The organism is Polynucleobacter yangtzensis (assembly GCF_001595965.1).
Classification (GTDB): Bacteria; Pseudomonadota; Gammaproteobacteria; order Burkholderiales; family Burkholderiaceae; genus Polynucleobacter; species Polynucleobacter yangtzensis.
Genome location: NZ_LOJI01000040.1, coordinates 278 through 15,507, shown reverse-complemented (window position 1 = coordinate 15,507; position 15,230 = coordinate 278). Strand labels below are relative to the sequence as shown.

The following is a 15,230-nucleotide window of genomic DNA, read 5'->3' as shown; positions in this document are numbered from 1 at the left end:
ACGGCAGTGCGTAAATTTTTTCCATTTAATCGCCGTCCTGCGCGAATTAATTTAGACGAATATCGTGCAACACTCTCGCGCACTGAAGTTGCACGTCCAGAGAACAATTTTTATCACTGGCTTTTAGGGACTAGCTGGGGCAGTTTTATGCTGCTGGTGGTCTTGGTTTATCTTGGGGCCAACCTTGTGTTTGCCTTTGCTTACTTGGCTTGTGGAGATGGCGCAATTACTCATGCTCAGCCCGGTTCTTTGTTGGATGTCTTTTTCTTTAGTGTGCAAACCATGGCAACGATTGGTTACGGTCGTATGACGCCAATAGGTAGCTGGCCAAATGCCATAGTGACCTTTGAAGCCTTTTTTGGAATTGTGTATTCCGCATTAACCACCGGTTTGGCTTTTGCACGCTTCACTAGACCGACTGCTGGTGTGCGCTTCTCTAAAGTGGCTGTCGTTGGAAGTCATGATGGCGTACAAACATTTAAGTTTCGCGTAGCAAATGATCGCAGCTCGCATATTGTCGAAGCGCAGTTACGTCTGTGGTTGATCGCCGAGAGTATGACGAGTGAGGGTGAGCGTTATCGTCGCTCAGTCGAATTGCAGTTGCACCGTTCTGAGAGCCCAGTATTCTCATTGACTTGGACTGCGATGCATAGTGTTGATGAGACAAGCGCCTTAAAAGATTACTTGGGTAAAGAGGCAATTGAACGCCAATGGCATTTGCTGATTACCTTTACTGGTTATCACGAGAGCTTAGCCAATCAGGTCTACGCTCGCCATGTTTACTTGCCTAAAGATGTGCAGCAAAATGCGACATTCATCGATATAGTCACAGCATTGCCAGATGGTGATCGAGTAATTGATCTAACCAATTTTGATAAGTGGGTTCCGAATACATCGGACAAGTTAGTAGGGGAGTATTTATGAAATTTCGTTTCCCAATCATCATTATTGATGAGGACTTCCGCTCCGAAAATATTTCGGGCTCGGGTATTCGTGACCTCGCTGAGGCCATTGAGAATGAGGGCATGGAGGTTATTGGCTTAACCAGTTATGGTGATCTGACTTCGTTTGCTCAGCAAGCTTCTCGCGCATCTACTTTCATTGTTTCGATTGATGATGAAGAATTTGACTCTGATTCTGAAGACCATGATCTTCCGGCTTTAAATAACCTACGTGCTTTTATTACCGAAGTGCGTAAGCGTAATGAAGATATTCCAATCTTCTTGTATGGTGAGACTCGTACTTCACGTCATATGCCTAATGATATCTTGCGTGAATTGCATGGCTTTATTCATATGAATGAAGATACGCCTGAGTTTGTTGCGCGTCATATTATTCGTGAAGCAAAGGTGTACTTAGATTCTCTAGCGCCACCATTCTTCCGTGCGCTCACTAATTACGCCTCTGAAGGTTCGTATTCTTGGCATTGCCCTGGTCACTCTGGCGGCGTTGCTTTCTTAAAGAGCCCAGTAGGGCGCATGTTCCACCAGTTCTTTGGTGAAAACATGCTCCGTGCTGACGTTTGTAATGCTGTTGAAGAGTTGGGACAACTCTTGGACCATACTGGCCCAGTTTTACAGAGCGAGCGTAATGCTGCCCGCATCTTTAATGCCGACCATTTGTTCTTCGTAACTAACGGCACTTCAACATCGAACAAGATTGTTTGGCACTCTACTGTTGCGCCGGGCGATGTTGTATTGGTGGACCGCAATTGCCATAAATCAGTCATTCATTCCATCACCATGATGGGTGCGATTCCTATCTTCTTGATGCCTACCCGTAATCATCTGGGCATTATTGGCCCGATCCCAAAGGAAGAGTTTGAATGGAAAAACATCCAGAAGAAAATTGATGCCAATCCATTCATCAAAAATAAGAACGTAGTACCTCGCGTAATGACGCTGACTCAAAGTACCTATGACGGCATCGTCTATAACGTTGAGATGATTAAAGAGATGCTCGATGGCAAAGTTGACTCTTTGCATTTCGATGAAGCTTGGTTGCCACATGCTGCCTTCCATCCTTTCTATAAGGATATGCATGCCATTGGCTCAGATCGTAAGCGCACCAAGAAGAGTTTGATGTTTGCTACCCAATCAACTCATAAGTTATTGGCTGGCTTATCCCAGGCATCTCAAGTATTAGTGCAGGATGCGGAAGATACAAAATTGGATCGTGACTGTTTCAATGAAGCTTATTTGATGCATACCTCAACCAGCCCTCAGTACGCCATTATTGCCTCATGCGACGTATCTGCGGCCATGATGGAGTCTCCTGGCGGCACAACCCTGGTAGAAGAATCTATTGCTGAAGCAATGGATTTCCGTCGCGCTATGCGTGAAGTGGACGATAAGTTTGGTGCTGACTGGTGGTTTAAGGTCTGGGGTCCAGATCATTTGGCCGAAGAGGGTATTGGTGAGCGTTCAGATTGGGTCTTAGAACCATCCGCTGCTTGGCATGACTTTGGTAAGTTGGCTAAAGACTTCAACATGCTAGATCCTATTAAGGCGACAGTGGTTACCCCTGGTTTAGATATTGAGGGTAACTTTGGCTCGATGGGTATCCCAGCCAGCATTGTTACCAAGTACCTTGCAGAACATGGTGTGATCGTTGAGAAGTGTGGCCTGTACTCCTTCTTCATCATGTTCACCATTGGCATTACTAAGGGCCGTTGGAATACTCTTGTAACTGAATTGCAACAATTTAAAGATCACTTTGATAAGAATGCGCCTTTGTGGAAAGTGCTGCCAGAGTTCGTAGCTAAACACCCACGCTATGAGCGCGTTGGCTTAAAAGATATTTGTCAGCAGATCCATGAGTTCTATAAGAGCCGTGATGTAGCACGTATGACAACAGAGATGTATACCTCAGACATGGTTCCTGCGATGATGCCTTCAGAAGCATGGGCAAAGATGGCGCACAAACAAGTTGATCGTGTGCCGCTAGATCAACTCGAGGGGCGCGTAACGGCCATGTTGGTTACACCGTACCCTCCAGGCATTCCATTGCTTATCCCGGGCGAGCGTTTTAACAAACGCATCATTGACTATCTCTACTTTGCTAGAGACTTCAATGAGCAGTTCCCTGGATTTGAAACGGATATCCACGGTTTAGTGAAAACTAGCATTGATGGGAAAAGCGAGTACTACGTGGATTGCGTTAGACAAGAGCGCGACATTACTCTTTAATTCAGGCTTTATGTTGCAATACGATGCCCCGCAAATGCGGGGCATTTTTATTTGACCGGCTTGTCCAGTTGAAACGTCACTGGGGCATCCTCATCCACCTTATTTGATGGGGTATCTGGCTTATTTTCATCGCTGGTGAAGTTGAAATCTTGGCTCTCTACGACTGCGGCAGGCTTATCTAAGAAGGTTGTCACCAAGGCGGGGAAAGCAATCACGACCGCAACCATCACTAATTGGAGTGCTACCCAAGGCAAAGCGCCCCAGTAGATATCGCTACTCTTCACTTCCTTAGGAGCCACGCCTCTGAGATAGAAAAGGGCAAAGCCAAATGGGGGGTGCATGAACGAGGTTTGCATGTTTACGCAAAGCATGACTCCAAACCAAACTAAAGCAGCGCTGGCCGCTGCTTGTGGATTGCCATTCATGGATGCCAAAAGTACTGGGGCTAATAGTTTGACAGCTACTGGCGCCAACATCGGTACAACGATGAATGCGATTTCAAAGAAGTCTAGGAAGAAGGCTAAAAAGAAAACAAATAAATTCACTACGACCAGAAAGCCAACCCAGCCGCCCGGTAAATTGGAGAAAAGCTCTTCAACCCAGAAGCCGCCATCCACTCCCTGAAACACGACAGAGAAACAAGTCGACCCAATCAAAATAAATACCACCATGGCAGTAATGCGCATAGTGTTCTGATAAGCCTCTTGTACTAGACCATTAAGGTTCGGAATGCTCGCCCTACGAATCCACGCTAGTAATAGCGCACCCATTGCGCCCATCGCTCCAGATTCTGTCGGTGTTGCAATGCCAGTCATGATGGTCCCTAGTACTAAAAAAATTAGCACTGCAGATGGGATGATTCCCATGAGGCACTTTTTCCAAAGCGCCCAGCCCTTTAGCGTGAGATCACTCTCGGGAACTGGCGGCAAGTAGTCGGGGCGAATGCGGCTTAGGAAGAAGGTATAGAGCGCAAAGAGGGCGATCTGTAAAAGTGAGGGCCCCCATGCGCCCAGATACATGCTGCCCACATCAGCACTGCCGCTTTGTGTTTTTAGTTGATCTGCCAAAACAATCAATACCAATGATGGTGGCACTAATTGAGTAATGGTTCCAGATGCCGCTAAAACGCCTGTAGCGTAGCGCATGTTGTAGCCGTAACGCATCATCACCGGTAACGAGATCATTGCCATAGCGATCACCTGAGCGGCTACGGTGCCGGTAATGGCACCCAAGATAAATCCAACGATGATGACGGAGTAACCTAGACCTCCACGGACCCGCCCAAAAAGCTGCCCCATTGAATCAAGCATCTCTTCTGCAAGCCCACAGCGCTCAAGAATGGCGCCCATAAAGGTGAAGAAAGGTATGGCTAGTAATAAATCATTGGCGAGCACGCTGCCAAAGATACGTTGTGGAATAGCTTGTAAAAATGCCATTCCAAAAAAGCCTTCGCTAATTGCAATGAGAGAGAAAAATAATCCTGCTGCCATCAGTGAGAAGGCGACCGGGAAGCCGATCAACATAAAGACGATCAGTCCACCAAACATTAAGGGTGGCATCCACTCCAATGGAATCATTGCATCGGCTTTTCGTAACGAAGGTCTTCGGCGGGCAAGGTAATGTCACCTTTGAGTGCACCGATACGTTTGATGATTTCAGATAAGCCTTGTAGGCTCAGCATGAAAAATCCAAATGGAACTACAAACTTAATGGGGTAACGCGCTAATCCACCGGAGTTTAGCGAATGTTCCATCACTAACCAAGATGGATAAAAAAGAGTGGTCCATGAGAGCCATGCAAACAATAGGCATGCCGGCATCAAAAAGAAAGTTAAGCCAAAGAGATCGACCCATAAACGACCACGATCAGAAAGCTGGGAATAAATTAAATCAACCCGAACGTGCTCGTTGCGTCTTAGTGTGTAGGAGGCGCCAAGCATGACTGCGGCAGCAAAGAGGTACCACTGCAGCTCAAGTGGCCAGTTGTTGCTGATATCTAATCCATAGCGCAGAAGTGCATTGGCTGCTGAAACTACGCAAGACAGCAAAATCATCATGCTTGCTGCCTTACCCAGAAGCTGGTTTACGCGATCAATGCCTGCAGAGAGTTTGGAACAAAACCCCATGCAATTTAGAGATCTGCACGACCCCGTTTGATGGCTGCAAGAACTTGAGCAGGGGCGGTGCCACCTGCGTGTTGGCGTGATTGAACTGAGCCATCCACTGTGAGCAATGCAAAAACATCATCACTCATTAACTCAGGGCGATTATCAAGACCACAAGCAAAGCGAAGCTCGGAGAGACTGAGATCAGTCAGCATGCAGTTTCTGCCTACGCAGGCCTTAACAGCATGTGCTACAGCTTCATGTGCATCACGGAAGGCTAAGCCTTTTTTAACCAAGTAGTCGGCTAAGTCTGTTGCTGTTGCAAAACCTTCTTCAGCAGCTTTCTTCATTACCTCGGCTTTAACTTCAATGTGTGGAACCATGTCAGCAAAAATACGCAAGGTATCTTGCACTGTATCTACAGCATCAAATAAAGGTTCTTTATCTTCTTGGTTATCTTTGTTATAGGCAAGCGGTTGACCTTTCATCAGGGTCAACATAGAAATCAAATCACCATAAACGCGACCAGTCTTGCCACGAGCTAATTCAGGGACGTCAGGATTTTTCTTCTGCGGCATGATTGAGCTGCCAGTACAAAAGCGATCAGGTAGATCAATAAAGCCAAAGCGTGGGCTCAACCAAAGGATGAGCTCTTCAGAAAGGCGTGATACGTGCATCATCAAGATGGATGCAAAAGCACAGAACTCAATCGCAAAGTCACGATCAGATACTGCGTCCAAGGAGTTATTGCAGATGCCATCAAACCCAAGCGCTTTGGCGACTTGCTCGCGATCGATTGGGTAAGTAGTTCCTGCTAATGCAGCGGCACCTAAAGGCAGGCGATTAAAGCGCGCACGCAAATCCGCTAAGCGGCTTGCATCACGACTAAACATTTCATAGTAGGCCATCAAGTGGTGACCAAATGTAATTGGCTGCGCTACTTGTAAATGGGTGTGACCAGGCATGATGGTTGAAGCATGCTTCTCAGCCAAATCCAACAATGCCACACGTAAAGATTTCAGAGTCACAGCAATGTCATCGACGCTGCCACGAAGCCAAAGACGTAGATCAGTTGCTACTTGGTCATTGCGTGAACGACCGGTATGCAAACGCTTGCCAGCATCACCAACCAAGGCAGTAAGACGAGCTTCAATATTGAGATGAACATCCTCAAGGGCGAGTTGCCATTTAAATTGACCGGACTCGATCTCACCCTTAATTTGCGCCATTCCCTTTTTAATATCAGCCAAATCTTGGGTGCTAATGATTTTTTGGGTTGCCAACATCTCAGCATGGGCTAGGGATCCAGCGATATCTACCATCGCAAAGCGTTGATCAAAGCCGATAGAGGCTGTATAACGCTGTACTAGTTCGTCAACGGGTTCGGCAAAACGGGCCGACCAAGCTTGGGCTTTGTTGTCTAAGGAATTGTTTGATGAGCTCATAAACACAGTATATTGGTGTAGGTCTTTGATTATTTTAAATGTTATGTCCCAAACCCTGAATTCCACCCCCTCGGCAGCCCCAAAGCGCCTCGTAATCGCCTCCCGTGAAAGTCGCCTAGCTATGTGGCAGGCTGAGCACGTCCGAGATTGCCTTAAAAAGCTCTATCCGGACTGCGATGTCCAGATTTTGGGGATGACTACCCGCGGTGACCAGATTTTGGATAGAGCCCTCTCTAAAGTGGGTGGTAAGGGTCTTTTTGTAAAAGAGCTAGAAACCGCCCTAGAGGATGGTCGTGCAGATTTGGCAGTGCATTCCTTAAAGGATGTCCCTATGGTGATGCCAGAGGGTTTTGACCTTTCCTGTGTGATGGCAAGAGAAGATGCAAGAGACGCTTTTGTTTCTAATGATTACCCTAGCCTGGAAGATCTTCCTGCTGGAGCGATTGTTGGTACATCTAGTTTGCGACGTGAATCTGTTTTGCGCGCCAAGTTTCCGCATCTCGAGATTCAACCCCTACGCGGTAATTTAGATACACGCATGGGTAAATTGGATAAGGGCGAGTACCAAGCCATTATTTTGGCCGCTGCTGGCTTAAAACGTTTAGGTTTGGAGTCGCGCATCCGTGCATTCTTGCCATATGATCCTTATACGCCTGCTGCAGGTCAGGGCGCTTTGGGTATCGAAACTTTAAGTAAGCATCCGAACATCAAGCAATGGCTTGCTCCATTAAATGATTTGCCAACTCTATTCGCTGTTTCTGCTGAGCGCATGGTGTCACGTCAGTTGGGTGGCTCATGTGAAGTGCCGCTCGCTGCACACGCTGTCTGGGATCAAAATCAAATGCAGATTCGCTCATTTGTCGCAAGCACCGATGGCAAATCTATTTGTCTTGCTAACGGCAGTGCGCAAGTGAAATCAGTTGAGGATGCGGAAGCCCTAGGTCTTGCAGTTGCAAAAGATCTGCTGTCACAGGGTGCAGCAGACCTAATCCCAAAGATTTCTAAATAAACGCATTAGTAGCGATGAGTACTAAAACGATTGTCGTTACCAGACCTAGTGGCCAAGCTCGCCAGCTGATTGAGGTCCTCACTCGTGCAATCGAAGCGAGCGGAGTAGGGAAACGTAGTCTTCCGGAGATACTGTCGCTACCTTTACTCACCATTGTTCCAAGGTCGGACGAACATTTGGCGGACCATATTGCGGCTGTATTGAGTGATGCCGATCTAGTTATATTTGTTAGTCCCAATGCCATTGAAAGCGTGATGCGTTTATTGGAACGAGACTGGCAAGACTTTTCCAAAAAGATTATTCCCATTGGTGTGATGGGTGGCAGTAGTCATTTAGCTTTAAAAAACCATGGCATTGGTTTAGAAGAAAATCCTACCCCCATCATCATCCCTAAAAATAATGAGAACTGGGACTCTGAGGGTTTGTGGCAGGAGCTTCAAGCCCTTCAATGGAATTGGCAGAAGAAAAAGGTGGTGATCTTTAAAGGTGAGGGCGGTCGTGATTGGCTGGCTGACACATTAACAAAGGCTGGCGCTGCTGTAGAGGCTATTTCCACCTACAGCCGTGTGCCCTTGGATCTAGATAACCCCGCTTGGCATCTCGTGCGAGAAATGGATTTAAGCAAATCTCTTTGGTTGCTGACTTCTTCTGAGGCGGTGCGTTATCTAGGTGAAGTCATGAAAGATCAGTTTATCCAAAACCTCAATTCTGCTAGCGCGCTATGCCCACATCACAATATTGCTGATGCAGCTGAGTTAATTGGATTTGGTGAAGTCTTTACCAGTGAGCCTGGTGATGAAGCTTTGATTAAATCCACTTTAGCTTGGTTAACAATCTAAAAGCAAAAACAAAAAGCTAAAACTTCACAGCAACCAATAAAGCAGGTAAGAAAATTTCATTTACCAAAATAGGGTGACCCTTTAATCGATAGAGGGTGCGTCGTGCCCATAGTGGTGAACTCAAACCAGAAAGATGCTTGGAAGACTTTTTCCACAATTCACTGCTTTTATCTAAACGAGCTATGTCTCGCGGAGGCCTTGCTTTTGAGTGCTTGCGGGTTTTGGCAAACAAGACAGCCCCGAGAGGCTTTGTGCCTAGGCGTAGGACCCCATGATTACTGCCGCTAGAGCTCAAGGTGGGTATGACGCTATGTGCCATGACCAAAGGAGTTCCGTTGGCGCAAAGAAGCACTTCACGCACTCTACAACGCCTTAGCTTGAAATGAAAATAGCGACTTTCGTCGCTATTAAGTGATTGAGGGCAGTCACGCAAAACCTGTACTTCTAGTTTTTGCCCAATTGCTTTCTCAATTTTTTGGGTGAGAGACCCGGTATCGCTTAGCCAAGGTTGCCACTCGCGTGGCGCCCGATGGATTTCACCGGAACCGACTCGATTCCATGCAGAACGGAGACGATTACGGCGAATCATTTTTAGCTACCGCTAAAGTTGCGACGTTGACCGCCAGCCTTTGGTTTCGCAAAACGCGGACCACCTGCTGGACGTGAATCACCAGAGCGTGCTGGACGTGAGTCAGCAGAACGCGCAGGACGTGAGTCAGCAGAGCGGGCTGGACGTGAATCGCCTGAACCACCGCCGCCAAAGCGAGACTCTGAACGAGCGCCTGAGCCATAACGACCGCCACCACCGCCTGAGCGATTACCACCAAAGCCGCCGCCGGAACGACCGCCACCACCGCCCGAGCGACCGCCACCAGGACGACCACCGCCACCACCAAAGTTTGGCTTGGCTTGTGGCTCAAGACCTGCAATGACTGAAGCAACGATATCTTGCTGTGTAAAGCGTTCGATATTGCGGATCTTGGCGCGATCACGATGTTCAACCAAAGTGATAGCAACACCATTGCGACCTGCACGACCAGTACGACCGATGCGATGCGTATAGTCTTCTGGTTTCATTGGCAAGCCAAAGTTAATCACGTGACTAATGCGTGGTACATCAATACCGCGAGCCGCTACGTCAGTCGCAACCAAAATCTTGGTGTGACCTTTACGCAAAGACTCAAGGCGACGCATACGCACAGCCTGAGGCATTGCACCGTGAAGGGCAGTAGCTTCGTAGCCATTAGCGCGCAAGGTGTCAGCAATTTTTTCGCTCTCAACTTGAGTGCTTGCAAACACAACCGCTTGATCCAAATCGGCATCAGCCAAAATGTGCTCAAGCAACTTATGCTTGTGTGACATGCTGTCAGCCCAATGCAACTTCTGTTCAATGTTGGCGTGCTTTTCACCTGCGTGAGCAAGTTCAATACGCTTGGCATCTGTAGTCAACTCGTTTGCTAAAGACATAATCTTTGGCGCAAAAGTTGCAGAGAACATCAAAGTTTGGTTGCGGCCTGCACAACGCTTATCAATAGCCTCGAGATCATCAGCAAATCCCATGTCGAGCATGCGATCGGCTTCGTCAATAACGAGTTGTTTTACGTCGTCTAAGCGAATTGCCTTGCTGTCGCACAAGTCTAGCAAACGACCTGGGGTTGCAACAACTAACAATGCACCTTTTAACGCCTGGATTTGCTTGCCGTAAGGCATGCCACCCATAACAGTTGCGATACGGATACCTTTCATGCCGCGAACTAAGTTCACTGCATCGGCGGCAACCTGTTGAGCTAATTCACGAGTAGGGCAGAGCACCAACACTTTAGGTTGTGCGCGACCTGGTACGGGTGAGTTATTCGGGTTGTCTTCGATGAGTTGATTAATCAAAGGCAATAAAAAGGCTGCGGTTTTACCGCTACCGGTTTGGCTGCTGACCAATAAGTCACCACCAGCTAAGGCTGCAGGAATAACCTGAGCTTGCACGGAGGTGGCTTGGGTGTAACCCAGTTCAGCAACGTTTTTAAGGAGTGATGCCGCTAGGGGGAAATTCTGGAATTCATTTCCAGCGCTCTTTGAGTCGTGTGACTCGTGTTTAGTTTCTTTAGAAAAAGTCATGCTATTACACATCCCCTTTAAGGGATGTCTCCGTATGTTGCACCCATGGTTTTTTATAGGGTGCGATGGTCAAAGGCATCGACCATCAGACAAGCGGCAGCGCGTTTTTGTGACTTCTGTGTTTATGACTTCTAAACGGTACGCTGAAATAGAGCTGGGGGGCGATGAATCAAATTGCTTAAAAAAGCCTCCCATTATGACAGTTTGAGAGCTCGATTACAAGGGTTTTCCCGAATTAATTATATGATTGAGCGATGGAATGGCTCACCCTCAGTCTCTTATCGCCCAGTAATGCGGGTATCGTGGATTTCTCAAGTTATTTACTTGGGACGCTATTCATTATTTTGTTGCCTGGCCCAAATTCGCTTTATGTCTTAACGATTGCCATTCAAAAGGGTTGGCGTGCTGGCGCATGGGGTGCAGTCGGCATCTTTATTGGTGATTCGATATTGATGTTGGCCGTTGTTTTAGGGGCGGCATCTATCTTGATTACTTCGCCCATTATTTTTAGTCTTGTGCGCACCCTCGGGGCTGCCTATTTGGCGTGGATGGGTTACGGCTTATTTCGAAATGGTCAGCAGCGTTGGTCATCGGGCTTAGAGGCAAAAACGTCTGAGATTCAAATGCGCTTGATGCGTTTACATCCATTATTGGCTGCATTGACACTATCGCTCACCAATCCTAAAGCTATCTTTTTCTTTATTGCTTTCTTCTCGCAATTTATTCGACCAGATTTTGTACGCCCATTGCATACCTTCTTTTATCTTGCAATTGTTCTGCAGATAATGAGCATGGCTTATTTGGCATGCCTCATTGGTGTGGGCCAAGCCTCTTTAAGGTTCTTTCAATCGCGCCCCCGTTTTGCTGCGGCACTCTGGATGCTAGCAGGCATCTTGTTTATTGGGTTTGCGATCCGATTGCTTCTCGTTTGAAGATTTACTTCAAATAACCCAACAACCACTCAGTCATTTTTCCGTAAGGAGGGCGCGCTGTTTTTGTACCTTTGAAGAAATTCAAACCAAAGAAACCGCGTACTTCAAGAATCGACTTCTGGTGGCTAAAGGTATCAAAGCCTGCTTTACCGTGATAGCTACCCATGCCGCTGGCACCAACACCACCAAAAGGTAGATCTTCAATGGTGATGTGAAGTAGTGTGTCATTGACGGTAACCCCGCCAGAGCGAGTCTCACTCAAAACCTGCTTCATATTCTTTTTGTCTTTACCAAACCAATACAAAGCAAGTGGATTTGGTTTGTTATTGACATAAGCAATCGCTGCAGAGGTATCGGCAACAGTCACGATTGGCAGAATAGGCCCAAAGATTTCTTCATGAAGAATGCGCGCTTCTGGCGAAACGTTGATCAATGCAATTGGCTCAAAAGGTCGTGCGCCGGCGCCCGGGTTATTAAGGAGAGGAATTGCTTTGGCTCCACGATCTAGTGCATCACTCACTAAGTGCTGCCAGTACTCCAGTTGTCTTTCATCAATCGGGCCTGTTAATTCCGCAGGATTGCTAAATTGAGTTTGTGCTGCAGCTTGTAACTCTTGAATAAATGCATCTTGAAGGCTTGGTTCAAGCAACACATAGTCTGGCGCAATGCAGGTTTGTCCGCCATTTAGCAACTTGCCATAGGTGATCGAGGCAGCCGCGTCTTTGAGTTTGGCGCTCTTATCAATGATGACGGGAGTTGTACCACCTAGCTCCAGTGTGACCGGCGTAAGGTTCTCTGCTGCGGCGCGCATCACCTTTTTACCGATTGTGCCGGAGCCAGTAAAGAAGAGGTGATCAAAAGGCAGCGCTGCAAATTGCTCGGCTACATCCGGGCCCCCAGTAGTGACACAAAACTCTGATGGGTGGAAATATTCTTGAATTAAGCTCGCAACAAATCCGGAGGTGCGTGAACTGCGTTCAGATGGTTTTAGCCAAACGCGATTACCAGCAGCAAAAGCAGCGATCGCCGGAATGAGGGCTAATTGAACAGGATAGTTCCATGGGCTCAAAATACCAACTACACCAAGTGGCTGACTTTCAACATAGGCATGTGAAGCGCCCATATGAAAAGGCACTTCTCTTTGCTCAGGCTTCATCCATTCTTTAAGGTGCTTGCGTGTATATTTGCATGCCTGATAAATCATCTGGCATTCAGCAAGTCTTGTCTCTACGGAATGGCGTACGCCAAAGTCTGCCTCAAGAGCTTTGCAAATTTTCTCTTCATTGGCATCAATCATTTTTTCAATGCGAGCAATGCGATCTAACCTGACGTCAATCGTAGGATTTGGTTCGGCAGCAAAGGCTGCTTTAATTTCGTCGAGCTGGATGGTGAAGCGATTCATAGGGGATTATTGGTTGGCAGACATTGGAATAAGGCATTAGGATAAAGCCATGGAAACAAATATCAATAAAAACGAACCCCTTTTTGAGCGCGCAACCCTCGGTGGGGGCTGTTTTTGGTGTCTTGAGGCGGTTTATCAGCAAATTACCGGGGTGAAATCCGTGGTTTCTGGTTACGCCGGTGGTGCGAGACCTAATCCGACTTATGAAGCTGTCTGTACTGGCCTATCTGGCCATGCGGAGATTGTGGATATTTTGTTTGATCCACAAGTGGTTTCATTTCGAGATTTGCTAGAAATCTTCTTTGTGATTCATGATCCAACCACTTTGAACTATCAAGGAAATGATCATGGCACCCAATATCGTTCCGTCATCTTTACGCATAGCGATGAGCAAACCAAGATTGCACATGAAGTAGTAAGGGAGTTAGAGGAATCGAAAATCTACTCCAATCCTGTAGTTACGCAGATTGAAGATGCGCCAACTATTTATCCGGCAGAAGACTATCACCAGAATTATTTTCAGCAGCACCCTAATCAAGGGTATTGCATGGCGGTGGTTGCGCCCAAGTTGGCTAAATTTAGAGCGAAATTTAAATCGATGATTGCGCCCCAGTATTCCTAAATCTATAAAAGCTTAAGGCGCTAAGCGGTTCACATGCCACTGATTTCCATCTAGTTTGTAGTGCATGCGGTCATGCAGTCTCGAAGGGCGCCCCTGCCAGAATTCAATTTCAGTAGGGCGTAGACGATAACCACCCCAGTGCTCTGGACGAGGGGGCTTGTCACCAAATTCAGCCTTAAAGCGTTTCTCTGCTTCTTCCAAGAACTCGCGGTTTGGGATAGTTGCACTTTGAGGCGAGGCCCAGGCACCAATTCTGGAAGCAGGTGGACGGGAGTGGAAGTATTCATCGCTCTCAGCGGCGGTTACCTTCTCAACAACACCCTGAATGCGCACCTGTCGCTCCAGTTCATGCCAATGAAATAGTAGGGCTGCCTGCGGGCGAATGGCTAAATCCCGGCCTTTTTGGCTTTCGTAGTTAGTAAAAAAGGTAAAGCCATTTTGATCGGCACCTTTTAGTAAGACAATACGGGCTGATGGATTTCCTGCTTGATCTGCTGTTGCCAGGGTCATGGAGTTGGGTTCCGGGCACTCCGCCTTCATTGCTTGTTCAAACCAGAGTTGAAAAAGCTGCAAGGGGTCCTGAGGCACTTCGGTCTCTGATAGCTGGCCAAAGGTATAGTTTTTGCGGAGTTGAGCAATGGAGTCCATTTATTCAGTATAAAGAGAAGCTATGGCAGAAGACAAGGCAGAAGATAAGGCAGAGGGCAGCTTAGAAAATCGTCGTTTTGGCGGAGTCTCCAGACTCTACGGGCCAGAACTGCGCGAGCGTTTTCTGAATGCCACTGTAGTGGTTGCGGGTCTAGGAGGAGTTGGCTCTTGGGCTGCCGAGGCTTTAGCGCGCACTGGCATAGGACATTTAGTCTTGATTGATTTTGATCATATTGCCGAGAGCAACACAAACCGACAATTGCATGCTTTGGAGGGGCAGTACGGCAAAGCAAAAGTTGAGGCAATGACGCAACGCATTCTGCAAATTAATCCAGAAATCAAGCTCACTTCTTGTGATGAGTTTTTAGAACCAGAAAATCTCGATCGACTCATTCCAGAAAATGCATTGGTGCTAGATGCCACTGATTCAGTGCAAACCAAAATTGCTTTATCTGTTTGGGCTGTTAAAAATCAGCGTGCATTAGTCATGTGTGGCGCTGCCGGCGGAAAATCGGATCCCACATCCGTGCGTTGCGAAGATCTCTCGCGCACTGAACAAGATGCTTTACTAGCTAAGGTGCGCCAAGGGCTAAGACAAGATCACGGCTTTTCCAGAAATCTTAAGAAAAAGATTGGCATTCGCGCCATCTACTCTCACGAGCCACGTGCAGGTGCTTCTAGCGGTGGCTTGGCTTGCTCCGGCTATGGCTCTACGGTGATGGTTACTGCTGCCTGTGGCTTAGCGGCAGCTGCAGAAATACTCAATCTGATTGCTGCTCAGTAGTTTTTTATAAAAAGCGCCAGAAATCCTTAGGGGGATTCCCTGTAGGAATTTACTGATTCTTTTGTAATCAATAATAATTTATTGCAAGACCACTCATTGATTTCAAAGACATTTTTATTAAAGTCTATTCAGATTTATTCAATTC

Annotated in this window: 14 protein-coding genes; 7 read left to right on the top strand and 7 right to left on the bottom strand. The window is 47.2% G+C overall.

The features are described from left to right. Positions 1-6 precede the first annotated feature (6 nt). On the top strand, positions 7-924 hold the full coding sequence (locus JaK3_RS08900) for an ion channel (protein WP_068323830.1): 918 nt from the start codon (positions 7-9) through the stop codon (positions 922-924). After that, on the top strand, positions 921-3,188 hold the full coding sequence (locus JaK3_RS08895) for an arginine/lysine/ornithine decarboxylase (protein WP_068323827.1): 2,268 nt from the start codon (positions 921-923) through the stop codon (positions 3,186-3,188). Before JaK3_RS08900 ends, JaK3_RS08895 begins: the two co-directional genes overlap by 4 nt. 47 nt (positions 3,189-3,235) lie before the next feature. Here the strand turns inward: JaK3_RS08895 and JaK3_RS08890 are convergent, their stop codons facing one another. Genes JaK3_RS08890 through argH form a run of 3 tightly spaced genes read right to left on the bottom strand, consistent with a single transcriptional unit; the run spans position 3,236 to position 6,737 of the window. Continuing rightward, a complete protein-coding gene (locus JaK3_RS08890; RefSeq protein WP_068323825.1) occupies positions 3,236-4,765 on the bottom strand; it encodes a TRAP transporter large permease in 1,530 nt (509 codons plus the stop codon). Then, positions 4,762-5,313 (bottom strand): TRAP transporter small permease subunit, encoded by a 552-nt coding sequence (locus tag JaK3_RS08885; RefSeq protein ID WP_068323821.1) that lies wholly within the window; start codon positions 5,311-5,313, stop codon positions 4,762-4,764. The genes JaK3_RS08890 and JaK3_RS08885 overlap by 4 nt, the downstream gene beginning before the upstream one ends. Positions 5,314-5,318: 5 nt before the next feature. After that, positions 5,319-6,737 (bottom strand): argininosuccinate lyase, encoded by a 1,419-nt coding sequence (gene argH / locus JaK3_RS08880; RefSeq protein ID WP_068323818.1) that lies wholly within the window; start codon positions 6,735-6,737, stop codon positions 5,319-5,321. Between the two features lie 43 nt (positions 6,738-6,780). On the opposite strand from argH, the gene hemC reads away from it, so the two are divergent. Both hemC and JaK3_RS08870 read left to right on the top strand, forming a co-directional pair. After that, the gene (hemC, locus tag JaK3_RS08875; RefSeq protein ID WP_068323815.1) at positions 6,781-7,746 is read left to right on the top strand and encodes a hydroxymethylbilane synthase; all 966 of its coding nucleotides are present in this window, start codon (positions 6,781-6,783) and stop codon (positions 7,744-7,746) included. Between the two features lie 14 nt (positions 7,747-7,760). Then, a complete protein-coding gene (locus JaK3_RS08870; RefSeq protein ID WP_068323807.1) occupies positions 7,761-8,585 on the top strand; it encodes a uroporphyrinogen-III synthase in 825 nt (274 codons plus the stop codon). A gap of 16 nt (positions 8,586-8,601) precedes the next feature. Here JaK3_RS08870 and JaK3_RS08865 read toward each other — a convergent pair whose 3' ends face one another. After that, positions 8,602-9,174 (bottom strand): chorismate--pyruvate lyase family protein, encoded by a 573-nt coding sequence (locus JaK3_RS08865; RefSeq protein WP_068323804.1) that lies wholly within the window; start codon positions 9,172-9,174, stop codon positions 8,602-8,604. A gap of 2 nt (positions 9,175-9,176) precedes the next feature. Next, complete coding sequence (locus tag JaK3_RS08860) at positions 9,177-10,697, bottom strand: DEAD/DEAH box helicase (protein WP_068323801.1); 1,521 nt, start codon at positions 10,695-10,697, stop codon at positions 9,177-9,179. Between the two features lie 254 nt (positions 10,698-10,951). Between JaK3_RS08860 and leuE the strand changes: the two genes are divergently transcribed. Beyond that, positions 10,952-11,629, top strand: a complete 678-nt coding sequence (leuE, locus tag JaK3_RS08855) for a leucine efflux protein LeuE (protein ID WP_068323799.1) — start codon at positions 10,952-10,954, stop codon at positions 11,627-11,629. 4 nt (positions 11,630-11,633) lie between these two features. Here leuE and JaK3_RS08850 read toward each other — a convergent pair whose 3' ends face one another. Beyond that, complete coding sequence (locus tag JaK3_RS08850) at positions 11,634-13,031, bottom strand: coniferyl aldehyde dehydrogenase (RefSeq protein ID WP_068323797.1); 1,398 nt, start codon at positions 13,029-13,031, stop codon at positions 11,634-11,636. 49 nt (positions 13,032-13,080) lie between these two features. On the opposite strand from JaK3_RS08850, the gene msrA reads away from it, so the two are divergent. Next, positions 13,081-13,653, top strand: a complete 573-nt coding sequence (gene msrA, locus JaK3_RS08845; RefSeq protein WP_068323794.1) for a peptide-methionine (S)-S-oxide reductase MsrA — start codon at positions 13,081-13,083, stop codon at positions 13,651-13,653. 12 nt (positions 13,654-13,665) lie between these two features. Here msrA and pdxH read toward each other — a convergent pair whose 3' ends face one another. Then, positions 13,666-14,301, bottom strand: coding sequence for a pyridoxamine 5'-phosphate oxidase (pdxH, locus tag JaK3_RS08840; RefSeq protein WP_068323791.1), 636 nt, complete (start codon positions 14,299-14,301; stop codon positions 13,666-13,668). Between the two features lie 22 nt (positions 14,302-14,323). Here pdxH and JaK3_RS08835 point away from each other — a divergent pair, with 22 nt between their 5' ends. Then, complete coding sequence (locus JaK3_RS08835) at positions 14,324-15,085, top strand: tRNA threonylcarbamoyladenosine dehydratase (RefSeq protein WP_068323788.1); 762 nt, start codon at positions 14,324-14,326, stop codon at positions 15,083-15,085. The last annotated feature ends 145 nt before the right edge of the window (positions 15,086-15,230 follow it).